The sequence below is a fragment of the Geodermatophilus bullaregiensis genome, assembly GCF_016907675.1.
Classification (GTDB): Bacteria; Actinomycetota; Actinomycetes; order Mycobacteriales; family Geodermatophilaceae; genus Geodermatophilus; species Geodermatophilus bullaregiensis.
The window spans coordinates 1,910,272-1,923,822 of record NZ_JAFBCJ010000001.1; the positions used below are offsets into that span (position 1 = coordinate 1,910,272).

The window sequence follows — 13,551 nt, forward strand, 5'->3', positions numbered from 1 at the left end:
GGCTGGTGGGATCGCCTCACCGAGCACGGGAGACGCCGACGGCACGCGCGCACCAGCCGGCGGCCGCGCACCAGCCGACGACGATACCAGCCGGTCAGCGGGGCCCGGCCGGCCGCTCGACCGTCGCCGGCGGCGGGCCCGGGGCGTCGGGGCGGGTCACGCCCCCGGCGGGGCGTCCACCCGGTGGAGCAGGCCGGTGGTGACGTCGTAGACGGTCCCGCAGATGTCCTTGGAGAGCAGGAACGGGCTCTCCCGCAGCAGCCGGATCGACTCGCGGACGTCGTCGTCGGCGTCGGTGAAGGCCCGCGCCGGCCACGGCGGGCGGACCCCGGTGGCCTGCTCGACGAGGTCGGCGAAGGCGGCGTCGTCGGTCTTCTGCAGCCCGCAGTCGGTGTGGTGCACCAGCACGATCTCGCGGGTGCCGAGCAGGTGCTGGGAGATGGTCAGCGACCGGATGGTGTCGTCGGTGACGACGCCCCCGGCGTTGCGGATGACGTGCGCGTCACCGACGGCCAGGCCCAGCAGCGGGAACAGCGGCATCCGCGAGTCCATGCAGGCGACGACGGCGACCTTCCGCGCCGGCGCCACGGGCAGCTCGCCCTGGAAGTCGCGGGCCCACTCCTCGTTGGCCGCCAGCATCCGCTCGTACTCGGGCATGTGCGCTCTCCTCCGGGTCCGTGTCGGGCACGACCAGCCAACCACCTGCCCCGGGCGCCGCCCGGAGGGCCATCGGCCAGGATGGCCGGGTGCGCACGGTCGAGGAACACCAGGCGGTGGTGGCCGCCCTGCTCGCGCCCCTCGGCGAGGAGGAGGTGCCCCTGGCCGCCGCGCACGGCCGCGTCCTGGCGCGGGACGTCCCGGCGGGCGTGCCGCTGCCGGGCTTCGACAACTCCGCGATGGACGGCTACGCCGCCCGCTGGGCCGAGGTCGGGTCCGCCGGCGAGCACCCGGTGCGGCTGCCGGTCGCCGACGACGTCCCCGCGGGGCGCACCGACGTCGTCCCGCTGGCACCGGGCACCGTCCAGCGGATCATGACCGGTGCGCTGCTGCCGCCGGGCACCGACGTGGTCGTCCCGGTGGAGCTCACCGACGCCGCCACCGACGTGGTCGAGATCCGCGGTGCCCCTCCCGCCGGCACCCACCTGCGCCACGCCGGGGAGGACATCACCGCCGGCACGGTCGCCCTCGAGGCCGGCACGCCGCTGGGCGCCGCCCAGCTCGGCCTGGCCGCCGCCGTCGGGGCCCGGACGCTGCCCGTCCGCCGCCGCCCGCGGGTGCTGGTGCTCTCCACGGGCAGCGAGCTGGTCGAACCCGGGGAGCCGCTGCTGCCCGGTCAGGTGTACGAGTCCAACTCGCTGCTGCTGTGCGCCGCCGTCGAGGACGCCGGCGGCACCGCCCGGCGGCTGCACTTCGTGCCCGACGACGTCGACCAGTTCCTGTCCACCGTGCGCGCCGAGCTGGCCGGGGCCGACCTGCTCGTGACCAGCGGCGGCGTCAGCGCCGGCGCCTACGAGGTGGTCAAGGACGCCTTCCGCACGCTCGGCACCGTCGAGTTCGGCAAGGTGGCCATGCAGCCCGGCGGCCCCCAGGGGGCCGGCACCGTGGACGGTGTCCCGGTGGTCACCCTCCCCGGCAACCCGGTGAGCTCGTTCGTGTCCTTCGAGGTCTTCGTCCGGCCGGCGCTGCGGCGGGCCCTCGGCCACGCCGCGCCCGACCGGCTGCGGGCGCCGGCCACCCTGACCGCACCGCTGCGGTCCCCCGCCGGCCGGCGCCAGTACCTGCGCGGCCGCTACGACGCGGGGCAGGTGTCCCAGGTCGGCGGCCCCGGCTCGCACCTGGTCGCCCACCTGGCGCGCGCCAACTGCCTGGTCGTCGTACCCGAGGACGTCACCGAGCTGCCCGCGGGCGCCCGGGTGGACGTCGTCCTGATCGAAGGAGCGCTGCAGTGACCTCCCAACCGCGGCTCACGCACGTCGACGCGGCCGGCGCCGCCCGGATGGTCGACGTCTCCGCCAAGCCCGTCACCGCCCGGGAGGCCACCGCCGCCGGGCGGGTGCTGGTCAGCCCCGAGGTGGTCGCCCTGCTGCGCGGGCAGGGGGTGCCCAAGGGGGACGCCGTCGCCGTCGCCCGGATCGCGGGGATCGCCGGGGCCAAGCGGACGCCGGACCTCGTGCCGCTGTGCCACCCGATCGCGCTGCACGGCGTCACCGTGGACGTGACGGTGGCCGACGACGCCGTCGAGATCACCGCGACCGCGCGCACCGCGGACCGCACGGGCGTGGAGATGGAGGCGCTGACCTCGGTCGCCGTCGCGGGCCTGACGGTGATCGACATGGTCAAGGCCGTCGACCCGCGGGCGTCGATCACCGACGTCCGGCTGCTGGCGAAGTCCGGCGGCAAGAGCGGCGAGTGGCGGAGGTGAGCGAGCTCCCGCCCGGCGCACGGGCCGTCGTCGTCACCGCGTCCAACCGCGCCTCGGCCGGGGTCTACGAGGACCGCAGCGGTCAGGCGCTCGCCGACGGGCTGCGGTCGCTCGGCTTCGAGGTCGAGGGGCCGCACGTGCGCCCGGACGACGTCGACGCGCTGGTCGCCGTCCTGCGGGACGCCGTGGCCTCCGGCGCCGACGTCGTCCTCACCACCGGCGGCACCGGCCTGTCCCCCACCGACGTCACGCCCGAGGCCACCCGGGCCGTGCTGGAGCGGGAGGCGCCCGGGCTGGCCGACGCCGTCCGCCGGTACGGGGAGGGCACGGTGCCGACGTCGGTGCTGTCCCGGGGCATCGCCGGGACCGCCGGGCGGACGCTGGTCGTCAACCTGCCCGGCTCCACCGGCGGCGTGCGGGACGGGCTCGCGGTCCTCGGCCCGCTGCTGCCGCACGTGGTGAGCCAGCTCCGCGGCGGCGACCACCCCTGACCAGGCACAGGGAGCTCTGCGCACGCATCCCGGGCCCGGACGTGCGTAGAGCTCCCTATGCCTGGTCGTCCAGGACGATGCGGTCCGGGCGGGTGTAGACGTTGCAGCCGTCGCCGCGGAGGAAGCCGACCAGGGTGATGCCGGCGTCGGCGGCCAGCTCCACGGCCAGCGACGAGGGCGCCGACACCGCGGCCAGCACCGGGATGCCGGCCATCGCGGCCTTCTGGGTCAGCTCGAAGCTCGCGCGGCCGCTCACCATGAGCACGTGCCCGGTCAGCGGGACCCGCCCCTCGCGCACCGCGTCGCCGATCACCTTGTCGACGGCGTTGTGCCGGCCGACGTCCTCGCGCAGCACCACCAGCTCGCCGTCGGCGGTGAACAGGCCCGCGGCGTGCAGCCCGCCGGTGCGCTCGAACACCTCCTGGGCGGCGCGCAGCCGGTCCGGCATCGCCAGCAGCGCCGCGAGCTCCAGCCGGGTGGCGTCGGCGGCGACGTCGTGCCGCGTGCGCGTGCGGATCGCGTCGATGCTGGCCTTGCCGCACACCCCGCACGAGCTGGAGGTCAGGAAGTTGCGGTCCAGCGCGGTGTCGGGCGGCTGCACGCCGGGCGCCAGGTCGACGTCGACGACGTTGTAGGTGTTGCGTCCCTCGGCGTCGACGGAGTTGCAGTACCGCAGCCCGGCGACGTCCTCGACGCCCGCGATGACGCCCTCGGTGGCCAGGAAGCCGTGCACGAGGTCGAAGTCCGCGCCCGGGGTGCGCATGGTGACCGCCAGCGGCGTGCCGGCCAGGCGGATCTCCAGGGGCTCCTCGGCGGCCACCGTGTCCGGTCGGGTGGTGTGCACGGGACCCCGGATGCGGAGGACCGGGGTGCGGCTGGTGACTCGTCCCACGAGGGGCGACGGTACCCACGCCCGGCCCCTACGGTCCTCCTGTGACCCGGCCGCCGGACCCGCTCCCGCCCTACGCGGCGGTGGTGCTCGCCGGTGGGCGCGCGGCCCGGCTCGGCGGGCGGGCCAAGCCGCAGCTCGAGGTGGGCGGCCGCACGATGCTCGCCGCCGCGCTGGCCGCGGTCGCCGACGCGTCGCCCCGGGTGGTCGTGGGCCCGCCCCAGCCGGTGCCCGGCGGCGTGCTCGTCGTGCGCGAGGAGCCGCCCGGCGGCGGGCCGGTCACCGCCCTGCGCGCCGGGCTGGCCGCCGTCGACACCGACGTGGTCGCCGTCCTCGCCGGCGACCTGCCCTTCGTGCCGCCGCGGCTGGTCCGCGAGCTGCGCGAGCGGCTCAGCGGCGACGGCGTGCTCGTCGTCGACGACTCCGGCCGCGACCAGCTGCTGCTCGGGGTCTGGCGCACCGGGGCGCTGCGGACGGCGCTCGGTGACGCCGGTGGCCCCACCTCGGTGCGCCGGCTCGTCGCGCCGCTGTCGGTGACCCGGTACCGCCCGGCCCGCGAGCCGGGGCGGCCGGCACCGTGGACCGACTGCGACACCCCGGCCGACCTCGCCCGCGCCCGGGCCGCCGCGGAGGAGCGCCACCGGGGGTGACCGGACCGGTCCCCGGGTAGGCAGCCGCCATGCGCGTCGCCATCGCCGGTGCCCACGGACAGATCGCCCGCCGCCTCGGCCGACTGCTGGCCGGGCGCGGCGACACCGTCCTCGGCATCGTCCGCAACCCCGAGCACGCCGCCGACCTCGAGTCCGACGGCGTGAGGCCCGTGGTGCTCGACCTGGAGTCCGCGTCCGTCGACGAGGTGGCCGAGGCCGTCCGCGGGTCCGACGCGGTCGTCTTCTCCGCCGGCGCGGGGCCGAACAGCGGGGCGGAGCGCAAGCACACCGTCGACCGCGGCGCCGCGGTGCTGCTCGCCGACGCCGCCGAGCGCGCCGGCGTCCGCCCCTACCTGCTGGTGTCCTCGATGGGCGTGGAGCAGGCCCGCCAGGGGACGCCGAAGGGCATGGACCCGGTGTTCGCCGTGTACCTGCAGGCCAAGCTGGCCGCGGAGGACCGGATCCTGCCGCGGACCGCGCTGGACACGGTGATCGTCCGGCCCGGGCGGCTGACCGACGAGCCCGGCACCGGCCGGGTCACCCTGGCGCACGGCGTCGAGTACGGCGAGGTCCCCCGGGACGACGTCGCCGCGGTCCTGCTGGCCCTGCTCGACGCCGGCAAGACGAACGAGGTGGTGGAGCTGGTCAGCGGGGACACCCCGATCGAGGCGGCGGTCGCGGCCCTGCCGTGAGTCAGGCCCGCCGCGCGCGGGTGACTCGCGCGCGGGCGGCGAGGTCGGCGTCGGCCGGGTAGTCGACCCGCACCAGCGTGAGCCCGCCCGCGGGGGCGACGCCGACCTCGTTCGCCCGCTCCCGGCGGCACAGCAGGCCGGCCGGCCACTCCGGTGGCCGGCGGCCCTCCCCCACCGCGAGCAGCGCGCCCACGAGGCTGCGGACCATCGAGTGGCAGAAGGCGTCGGCCGACGCCGAGACGGTCACCAGGTCCTCCTCGCGGGCCACGCCGAGCGCCAGCAGCGTCCGGATCGTGGTCGCGCCCTCCCGGCGGCGGCAGAAGGCGGCGAAGTCGTGCTCACCGAGCAGCAGCCCAGCCGCGCGGTCCATCGCCGCGGCGTCCAGGCGTCGCGGCCAGCCGACGGTGTCGGCCCGGCGCAGCGGTGACGGCCCGCCGTCGGCGTCGGTGAGGCGGTAGACGTAGTGGCGGGCCAGCGCGGCGAAGCGGGCGTCGAAGTCCGGCGGCGCCTCGTCCACGGCCGGGACGGCGACGTCGGGCGGCAGGACACCGCGCAGCCGGCGCACCAGCCGCCCCTGCTGCTCCTCCCATGCCTCGCGCGGGACGTCAGCGTGCGCGACCTGTCCGGTGGCGTGCACGCCGGCATCGGTGCGCCCGGCGACGGTCAGGTCGACCGGGCACCGCAGCACCCTGGCCAGGGCGGCCTCGAGCTCACCCTGGACGGTGCGCCGCCCGGGCTGGCGGGCCCAGCCGGACAGCGCCGTCCCGTCGTAGGCGACCCGCAGCCGGAGACGGACGAGCCCGCCCCCGGGACCGGGAGCGGGCTCGTCGTCGTGCGTGGTGGTGGTCAGCGACCGCTCACCGGGGGTCGGGCGCGGACTCGCCGCCGGGGGCGTGGGTGCCCGCGGTCGCGGCGTCACCCATCTCGGCGGCCTCGATCTCGGCGGCCGCGGCGGCGGCGACGTCCGGCGACAGCGCCGGGTCGTCGACCACGGCGGTGTTCTCCGCGCGCGGCTCCGGGGTGACGTCGCCGTCGTCGAGGCGGTCGCCGTCGGGGTTGAAGACGTCGGTGACGACCTGCTGGGCCTCGTCGGTGACGCTGCCGTCGGTCACGGCCGGGGAGGTGTCCCCGCCGGGTCCGGTGGTCTCGCCGTCGAAGGTCGCCCCCTGGTCACCGCCGCTGGCGGGGACCCCGACCGCGCCGGCGTTGCCGCCCTCGCCCGGCTGGCGGTCGGTCACCGGGCGCCGCCGGTGTCCGTGACGTCGCCCGGGGACCCGGCGTCGGTCGGGGACCCGGCGTCGGTCGGGGACTCGGCGTCGGTCGCCACGGCCTCGTCGGCGGCGGCCTCGTCGGCGGCGGCGGCGTCCGCGGCGGTGGCCTCGTCGACGTCCTCGTCGACGGCGACGGGGGCGGTCTCCGCGGCGGGGGTGTCGTCGGTGCCGGCGGCCTCGACCGCGTCGGCGGTGACCTCACCGGCGGCGGAGGCGGCTCCGGCGCCCGCGGCGAAGCGGGTGCCCCGGGCGCGCTCGGCCTCGCCGACGGCCTCCTGGGCCACGGTCGTGCCCTCGACCAGCTCGATGACCGCCATCGGGGCGTTGTCGCCCTTGCGGGGACCCACCTTGGTGATGCGGGTGTAGCCGCCCGGGCGGTTCTCGTAGCGCGGACCGATCTCGGCGAACAGGTGGTGGACGACGTCCTTGTCGCGGATGACCGTCATCACCTGGCGCCGGGCGTGCAGGTCGCCCCGCTTGGCGAAGGTGACCAGCTTCTCGGCGTACGGGCGCAGCCGCTTCGCCTTGGTCTCGGTGGTGGTGATCCGCCCGTGCTCGAACAGCGACGTGGCCAGGTTGGCCAGCATCAGCCGCTCGTGCGACGGGGAACCGCCGAGACGGGGGCCCTTGGTGGGGGTGGGCATGTCGGTCCTTCCTCACGCGGCCGGGCGGGCGGGTGCCGGCTGCATCCAGGTGGTGCGTCGTCGCTGATCGGTGTGGCGGGCGGGGCCAGTGTGCGCGGCTCCGCAGCCGGGCCGGGCGGCGGGTCGCCCCGCCGCCCGGCCCGGCCCCGCTGCGGTGGGGGCAGCGGGGTCCCTCTAGAGCTGCTCGGTCTCCTGGAAGGAGCCGTCGTCGTACTGCACCTGGCCGTACTCGGTGCCGTACTCGGTGGCGCCGTGGTAGGCGTCGGTCTCGTAGCCCTCGTCGTAGCTCTCGACCGAGGTCGGGATGAACCCGGGCGGGCTGTCCTTGAGCGCCAGGCCCATGGCCGCCAGCTTCATCTTGACCTCGTCGATCGACTTGGCCCCGAAGTTGCGGATGTCGAGCAGGTCGGCCTCCGAGCGGGTGACCAGCTCGCCGACGGTGTGCACGCCCTCGCGCTTGAGGCAGTTGTAGGACCGGACGGTGAGGTCCATGTCCTCGATCGGCATCGAGAAGTTCGCGATGTCGGCGGCCTCGGCCGGGCTGGGGCCGACCTCGATGCCCTCGGCGTCCACGTTCAGCTCGCGCAGCAGGCCGAACAGCTCGACGAGGGTCGACCCGGCGCTGGCGATGGCGTCGCGCGGGACGATCGACGGCTTGGTCTCGACGTCGACGACGAGACGGTCGAAGTCGGTGCGCTGCTCGACGCGGGTGGCCTCGACGGCGTAGGTGACCTTGAGGACCGGCGAGTAGATCGAGTCGACCGGGATGCGGCCGATCTCCTGACCGGGCTGCTTGTTCTGCGGCGCCGGCACGTAGCCGCGGCCCCGCTCGACGACCAGCTCGACCTCGAGGCGGCCCTTGCCGTTGAGGGTGGCGATGTGCAGGTCGGGGTTGTGCACCTCGACACCGGCCGGGGGCGCGATGTCGGCGGCGGTGACCTCACCGGGCCCCTGCTTGCGCAGGTACATGGTCACCGGCTCGTCGGAGTCGGAGCTGACCACGAGACCCTTGAGGTTCAGGATGATCTCGGTGACGTCCTCCTTGACCCCGGGCACGGTGGTGAACTCGTGCAGGGTCCCCTCGATGCGGATGCTGGTCACGGCAGCACCGGGGATCGAGGACAGGAGCGTCCGGCGCAGCGAGTTGCCGAGGGTGTAGCCGAAGCCGGGCTCCAGCGGCTCGATGACGAACCGCGAGCGCTGCTCGGTGATGGTCTCCTCGGTCAGCGTGGGGCGCTGTGCGATGAGCATGGTGGGTTCTCCTCAGGTTCCTCCGGCGACCGCCATATGACGCCGTGAGGGGGTGGTGCGGGCCCCGGCGGACATCCGTCCGCCCGCCGGAGCCGGCCTGGTGCAGGGACCGGGGTCCCTGCACCAGGCGGCGAGCCCCTACTTGGAGTAGAGCTCGACGATCAACTGCTCCTGGACCGGGGTGTCGATCACCTGGCGGGCCGGGACGCTGTGCACGACGGCGCGCAGCTGGCCGCTGATGACCTCCAGCCACGGCGGCACGGGACGCTCGCCGGCGCGGGCCTGGGCGATCTCGAAGGGCACCATGCGGCGCGACTTCTCGGCCACCTCGACGATGTCGTTGGCGCTCACGCGGTAGGACGGGATGTCGACCTTGCGGCCGTTGACCCGGATGTGGCCGTGCTTGACCAGCTGGCGGGCCATGTCGCGGCTCTCGCCCCAGCCGGCCCGGTACACGACGTTGTCCAGCCGCGACTCGAGGATCTGCAGCAGGACCTCACCGGTCTTGCCGGTCTTGCGGTTGGCCTCCTCGTAGTAGCCGCGGAACTGCTTCTCGAGGACGCCGTAGATGCGGCGGGCCTTCTGCTTCTCGCGCAGCTGCAGGAGGTACTCGCTGTCCTTGCTGCGGCCCCGGCCGTGCTCGCCCGGCGGGTAGGGCCGGATCTCGATCGGGCACTTCGGGGACTCGCACTTGCTGCCCTTGAGGAACAGCTTCATCTTCTCGCGCCGGCACATGCGGCAGTCGGCTCCGGCGTAACGGGCCACGTCAGGTACTCCTCGTCAGTCTCGTCTGTGGCCGGTCAGACCCGGCGGCGCTTCTTGGGGCGGCAGCCGTTGTGCGGCTGCGGGGTGACGTCCTGGATCTGCCCGACCTCGAGGCCGGTGGCCTGCAGCGAGCGGATCGCGGTCTCACGGCCGGAGCCGGGGCCCTTGACGAAGACGTCGACCTTGCGCATGCCGTGCTCCTGCGCCTTGCGCGCGGCGTTCTCCGCAGCCATCTGGGCGGCGAACGGCGTCGACTTGCGGGAGCCCTTGAAGCCGACGTGGCCGGCGGACGCCCAGCTGATCACGTTGCCCGTGGGGTCGGTGATCGACACGATCGTGTTGTTGAACGTGCTCTTGATGTGCGCGGCGCCGTGCGCGACGTTCTTCTTCTCCTTGCGGCGGACCTTCTTGGCACCAGCCGCGGTGCGAGCCCTGGGAGGCATGTCTCTCCGGTTCCTTCGGGACGATCAGTGGCCTGGTACAGCTCGTCGCGCGCTCGTCGCTCCCGCCCTCACGGGTCGCCGCGACGGCGCGCGCACGGCCTTACTTCTTGCCGGCCTTCTTCTTGCCGGCGATGGTCTTGCGCGGGCCCTTGCTCGAGCGCGCGTTGGTGCGGGTGCGCTGACCGTGGACGGGCAGCCCGCGGCGGTGCCGCAGCCCCTGGTAGCAGCCGATCTCGACCTTGCGGCGGATGTCGGCGGCCACCTCGCGGCGCAGGTCACCCTCGACGCGGAAGTGCTCGTCGATGTAGTCGCGCAGCCTCAGCAGGTCCTCGTCGCCGAGGTCCCGGACGCGCAGGTCGGGACTGACGCCCGTCGCGGCCAGGGTCTCCTTGGCGTGGGTCTTGCCGATGCCGTAGATGTAGGTGAGCGCGATCTCCATCCGCTTGTCGCGGGGGAGGTCGACGCCGGCCAGTCGTGCCATGTCCAGGTACTCCCTCAGCCCTGCCGCTGCTTGTGGCGGGCGTTGTCGCAGATGACCATGACCCGGCCGTGCCGGCGGATCACCTTGCACTTGTCGCAGATCTTCTTCACCGACGGCTGGACCTTCACCGGTGCCGGCCCTCATTCCTGTCGATCGATGGCCGCCCGCACGGCACCCGGAGGCGCCCCGCGGAGGCGGCGGTCACTTGTAGCGGTAGACGATGCGGCCGCGGGTCAGGTCGTAGGGCGAGAGCTCCACGACGACGCGGTCCTCCGGCAGGATGCGGATGTAGTGCTGTCGCATCTTGCCGCTGATGTGGGCGAGCACCCGGTGTCCGTTCTGCAGCTCGACCCGGAACATCGCGTTGGGCAGCGGCTCGACGACGCGACCCTCGACCTCGATGGCCCCGTCCTTCTTCGCCATGCCCGACACGGCCTCCCTGACTCGGTGGTGCTCACGGTGTGGTGCGCAGTTGCGTGCGACCATGCCGGGACTCGGCGGGGTCGCACACGGTGGTTGCGGAGCTGGTGGTGCAGGCGCTCCCGCGAGGGCGTCCCGGGTCACGCGGCCACAGCACGACGACAGGACGGCGCGAACGCCGTCGTTCACTGTACCCCGCCCTCGCAGGCCGCTCCAACCCGCCCTCGTCACACCCCGGTCCACGCGATGGAGGGCAGGGCGGCCTTCCTGCAGTGTCCCGCCGCGAGCGTGCGAGCGGTCGGGGCAGGGGCCCTTCCTCAGGTGCGGGGGGTGATCCCGAAGGGCGCCAGCCCCGCGACGCCGCCGTCCTCCGCCGTGAGGACCCACGGCCCCTCGGGGGTGATGGCGACGGTGTGCTCGAAGTGGGCGGCACGCGAGCCGTCCTTGGTGACCACGGTCCAGCCGTCCTCGAGCTCCACGGTGGCCGGGTCGCCCACGGTCACCATCGGCTCGATCGCCAGCGCCAGGCCGGGGACGAGCCGGGGACCCCGACCGGGCCGCCCGTAGTTGAGGACGTGCGGGTCCTGGTGCATCTCGGTGCCGATGCCGTGCCCGCCGTAGTGGTCGACGATGCCGTAGGGGTGCTCCTCGGCGGTGACGACCGACTCGACCGCGGCACTGATGTCGGTCAGCCGGCCACCCGCGACGGCACGGGCCAGGCCCGCCCACATCGACCGCTCGGTGACCGCCATGAGCGCGGCGTCCTCGGCCGACGGCGGCCCGACGGTCACGGTGACCGCGGAGTCGCCGTGCCAGCCCTCGAGGATCGCGCCGCAGTCGATGGAGATGTTGTCGCCCTCGGCGAGCGCCCGCTGCGGGTCGGGGATGCCGTGGACGATCTCGTCGTTGATCGACGCGCAGATGCTCCCGGTGAACCCGTGGTAGCCCAGGAACGACGGGATCGCCCCCGCGGACCGGATGGTGTCCTCCGCGATGGCGTCGAGCTCCCCGGTGGTCACCCCCGGCCGCACGGCGGCACGCACGGCGGAGATGGCCCGCGCGACGACGAGACCGGCGCCGCGCATCAGCTCGATCTCGTGCGGCGTCTTGATCTGGATCATGCGTCCACTCCACTTCGCCAGCAGCGGGAGGCGGGTGAGGATCCCGGCCGACATCGGCGGCGCCGTCCCCTCAGCTGTCGTCCGACTGCCCGGAGGACTGCCCCAGGGCGGCCATCGCGCGGGCGGTGACCTCCTCGACGGTCCCGATCGCGTCGAACTGCGCGAGCAGCCCCTCGGCCTCGTAGAACCCCGAGAGGGGGGCGGTCTGTTCCCGGTAGACCTCCAGGCGGTGCCGGACGGTCTCGGGCTTGTCGTCGTCGCGCTGCACCCACTCGCCGTCGACGAGCATGCGGCGTCCGGACAGGCGGCGCACCAGCTCGTCCTCGTCGACCACGAGCTCGAGCACGCGGTCGAGGTGCTGCCCCAGCTCGTCGAGGGAGGAGCGCAGCTGCTCGGCCTGGGAGATGGTGCGCGGGAAGCCGTCGAGCAGGAACCCCGCCTTGGCGTCGGGCTCGGCCAGGCGGTCCTTGACCATGGCGACGGTGATCTCGTCGGGCACCAGGTCCCCGGCGTCCATGTAGGTCTTGGCCTGCCGGCCGAGGTCGGTCTGCCCGCTGACGTTGGCGCGGAAGATGTCGCCGGTCGAGATGGCCGGCACCCCGAGCCGGCCGGCGATGATCTGGGCCTGGGTCCCCTTGCCCGCCCCGGGGGGGCCGAGCAGCACGACGCGCACTACTTCAGGAACCCTTCGTAGTTGCGCTGGTTGAGCTGCGTCTCGATCTGCTTCACGGTCTCCAAGCCCACTCCCACCATGATGAGCACTGCCGTCCCGCCGAACGGGAAGTTCTGGTTCGCTCCCTGCTGCGTGATCGACAGGAAGAAGTTGGGCAGCACCGCCACGATCCCGAGGTAGATCGACCCGGGCAGGGTGATCCGGGACAGCACGTACTGCAGGTACTCCGCCGTCGGCCGGCCGGGACGGATGCCGGGGATGAAGCCGCCGTAGCGCTTCATGTCGTCGGCCCGCTCCTCCGGGTTGAACGTGATCGACACGTAGAAGTACGTGAAGAAGACGATCAGGCCGAAGTACAGCGCGACGTGCACCGGGCTGCTCTGGTCGATGACGTAGTTCTCGAAGAACTGGCGCACCGGGCCGGTCTCGTCGCCCTGCAGCTGGGTGATCAGCTGCGGCAGGTAGAGCAGGGACGAGGCGAAGATGACCGGGATGACGCCGGCCTGGTTCACCTTCAGCGGCAGGTAGGTCGACGTCCCGCCGTACATCCGGCGGCCGACCATGCGCTTGGCGTACTGCACCGGGATGCGCCGCTGAGCCTGTTCGACGTACACCACCGCGCCGATGATCAGCAGGGCGAAGGCGCAGACGACGGTGAAGACGACGCCGCCGCGGGTCTGCAGGATCGAGCCGCCCTCGGCCGGGATGCGCGCCGCGATCGAGGTGAAGATCAGCACGGACATGCCGTTGCCGATGCCCTTCTCGGTCAGCAGCTCGCCCAGCCACATGATGACGGCGGTGCCGGCGGTCAGGGTGATGACCAGGACGATCGTCGACCAGATGCTGTCCGACGGGATGATGTCCTGCTGGCAGCCGGGGAACAGCTGGCCGCTGCGGGCCAGCGCGATGATGCCGGTGCTCTGCAGGATCGCCAGGGCGATCGTCAGGTAGCGCGTGTACTGGGTCAGCTTGGCCTGACCCGACTGGCCTTCCTTCTTCAGCTGCTCGAAGCGCGGGATGACCACCACCAGCAGCTGCACGATGATGCTCGCCGTGATGTAGGGCATGATCCCGAGCGCGAACACCGACAGCCGCAGCAGCGCGCCGCCGGAGAACAGGTTCACCAGCGAGTAGACGTCCCGCTGGTCGGAGGCCTGCGCCTGCTCGAGGCAGCTGTTGATGGCCTCGACCGAGACACCGGGACCGGGGATGGCGGCACCCAGCCGGTAGACGGCGATGATCGCCAGGGAGAACAGCAACTTGCGCCGGAGGTCTGGCGTCCGGAACGCCGCGGCGAACGCCTGCAGCACGTGCCCTCCCCTGCTCGGTCGGATGAGG

General features: G+C 73.8%; 19 protein-coding genes. 5 read left to right on the forward strand and 14 right to left on the reverse strand.

Going from position 1 to position 13,551, the window contains the following annotated elements; all coding sequences use genetic code 11:
- Positions 1 to 156 precede the first annotated feature (156 nt).
- Positions 157 to 657, reverse strand: a complete 501-nt coding sequence (locus JOD57_RS08920) for a beta-class carbonic anhydrase (RefSeq protein ID WP_204691718.1) — start codon at positions 655 to 657, stop codon at positions 157 to 159.
- 89 nt (positions 658 to 746) lie between these two features.
- Between JOD57_RS08920 and moeA the strand changes: the two genes are divergently transcribed.
- The 3 genes from moeA to JOD57_RS08935 are packed head-to-tail and all read left to right on the forward strand — an operon-like array spanning position 747 to position 2,913.
- Positions 747 to 1,949, forward strand: coding sequence for a molybdopterin molybdotransferase MoeA (moeA, locus tag JOD57_RS08925; protein WP_204691719.1), 1,203 nt, complete (start codon positions 747 to 749; stop codon positions 1,947 to 1,949).
- Positions 1,946 to 2,422 carry a cyclic pyranopterin monophosphate synthase MoaC gene (moaC, locus tag JOD57_RS08930; RefSeq protein ID WP_204691720.1) on the forward strand — a complete coding sequence of 159 codons (477 nt, stop codon included), beginning with the start codon at positions 1,946 to 1,948 and terminating at the stop codon, positions 2,420 to 2,422. Before moeA ends, moaC begins: the two co-directional genes overlap by 4 nt.
- Positions 2,419 to 2,913, forward strand: coding sequence for a MogA/MoaB family molybdenum cofactor biosynthesis protein (locus tag JOD57_RS08935; RefSeq protein WP_204691721.1), 495 nt, complete (start codon positions 2,419 to 2,421; stop codon positions 2,911 to 2,913). Before moaC ends, JOD57_RS08935 begins: the two co-directional genes overlap by 4 nt.
- A 55-nt stretch (positions 2,914 to 2,968) precedes the next feature.
- Here JOD57_RS08935 and fdhD read toward each other — a convergent pair whose 3' ends face one another.
- Complete coding sequence (fdhD, locus tag JOD57_RS08940) at positions 2,969 to 3,805, reverse strand: formate dehydrogenase accessory sulfurtransferase FdhD (protein WP_204691722.1); 837 nt, start codon at positions 3,803 to 3,805, stop codon at positions 2,969 to 2,971.
- A gap of 41 nt (positions 3,806 to 3,846) precedes the next feature.
- Here fdhD and mobA point away from each other — a divergent pair, with 41 nt between their 5' ends.
- Both mobA and JOD57_RS08950 read left to right on the forward strand, forming a co-directional pair.
- A complete protein-coding gene (mobA, locus tag JOD57_RS08945; protein ID WP_204691723.1) occupies positions 3,847 to 4,452 on the forward strand; it encodes a molybdenum cofactor guanylyltransferase in 606 nt (201 codons plus the stop codon).
- 29 nt (positions 4,453 to 4,481) lie between these two features.
- Positions 4,482 to 5,144 carry an NAD(P)H-binding protein gene (locus JOD57_RS08950; protein WP_204691724.1) on the forward strand — a complete coding sequence of 221 codons (663 nt, stop codon included), beginning with the start codon at positions 4,482 to 4,484 and terminating at the stop codon, positions 5,142 to 5,144.
- 1 nt (position 5,145) lies between these two features.
- On the opposite strand, the gene truA is transcribed toward JOD57_RS08950, so the two are convergent.
- From truA to secY, 12 genes are all read right to left on the reverse strand, one after another.
- Positions 5,146 to 6,063 carry a tRNA pseudouridine(38-40) synthase TruA gene (gene truA / locus JOD57_RS08955; RefSeq protein WP_307824573.1) on the reverse strand — a complete coding sequence of 306 codons (918 nt, stop codon included), beginning with the start codon at positions 6,061 to 6,063 and terminating at the stop codon, positions 5,146 to 5,148.
- Positions 6,002 to 6,382 carry a hypothetical protein gene (locus JOD57_RS08960; protein ID WP_204691725.1) on the reverse strand — a complete coding sequence of 127 codons (381 nt, stop codon included), beginning with the start codon at positions 6,380 to 6,382 and terminating at the stop codon, positions 6,002 to 6,004. Before JOD57_RS08960 ends, truA begins: the two co-directional genes overlap by 62 nt.
- Complete coding sequence (gene rplQ, locus JOD57_RS27410; RefSeq protein ID WP_204691726.1) at positions 6,379 to 7,059, reverse strand: 50S ribosomal protein L17; 681 nt, start codon at positions 7,057 to 7,059, stop codon at positions 6,379 to 6,381. Before rplQ ends, JOD57_RS08960 begins: the two co-directional genes overlap by 4 nt.
- Before the next feature lie 174 nt (positions 7,060 to 7,233).
- A complete protein-coding gene (locus JOD57_RS08970) occupies positions 7,234 to 8,310 on the reverse strand; it encodes a DNA-directed RNA polymerase subunit alpha (protein WP_204691727.1) in 1,077 nt (358 codons plus the stop codon).
- A 138-nt stretch (positions 8,311 to 8,448) separates the two neighbouring features.
- The gene (gene rpsD / locus JOD57_RS08975) at positions 8,449 to 9,075 is read right to left on the reverse strand and encodes a 30S ribosomal protein S4 (RefSeq protein WP_091108653.1); all 627 of its coding nucleotides are present in this window, start codon (positions 9,073 to 9,075) and stop codon (positions 8,449 to 8,451) included.
- Between the two features lie 35 nt (positions 9,076 to 9,110).
- A complete protein-coding gene (gene rpsK, locus JOD57_RS08980; protein ID WP_091380976.1) occupies positions 9,111 to 9,518 on the reverse strand; it encodes a 30S ribosomal protein S11 in 408 nt (135 codons plus the stop codon).
- 100 nt (positions 9,519 to 9,618) lie between these two features.
- On the reverse strand, positions 9,619 to 9,999 hold the full coding sequence (rpsM, locus tag JOD57_RS08985) for a 30S ribosomal protein S13 (protein ID WP_012950457.1): 381 nt from the start codon (positions 9,997 to 9,999) through the stop codon (positions 9,619 to 9,621).
- 14 nt (positions 10,000 to 10,013) lie between these two features.
- Positions 10,014 to 10,127 (reverse strand): 50S ribosomal protein L36, encoded by a 114-nt coding sequence (gene rpmJ, locus JOD57_RS08990; RefSeq protein ID WP_012950458.1) that lies wholly within the window; start codon positions 10,125 to 10,127, stop codon positions 10,014 to 10,016.
- Positions 10,128 to 10,200: 73 nt separating this feature from the next.
- A complete protein-coding gene (infA, locus tag JOD57_RS08995; protein ID WP_012950459.1) occupies positions 10,201 to 10,422 on the reverse strand; it encodes a translation initiation factor IF-1 in 222 nt (73 codons plus the stop codon).
- Positions 10,423 to 10,736: 314 nt separating this feature from the next.
- The gene (map, locus tag JOD57_RS09000) at positions 10,737 to 11,540 is read right to left on the reverse strand and encodes a type I methionyl aminopeptidase (RefSeq protein WP_204691728.1); all 804 of its coding nucleotides are present in this window, start codon (positions 11,538 to 11,540) and stop codon (positions 10,737 to 10,739) included.
- A gap of 70 nt (positions 11,541 to 11,610) precedes the next feature.
- The gene (locus tag JOD57_RS09005) at positions 11,611 to 12,204 is read right to left on the reverse strand and encodes an adenylate kinase (RefSeq protein ID WP_307824574.1); all 594 of its coding nucleotides are present in this window, start codon (positions 12,202 to 12,204) and stop codon (positions 11,611 to 11,613) included.
- Positions 12,205 to 12,212: 8 nt separating this feature from the next.
- Complete coding sequence (gene secY / locus JOD57_RS09010) at positions 12,213 to 13,523, reverse strand: preprotein translocase subunit SecY (RefSeq protein WP_204691730.1); 1,311 nt, start codon at positions 13,521 to 13,523, stop codon at positions 12,213 to 12,215.
- Positions 13,524 to 13,551: the final 28 nt, after the last annotated feature.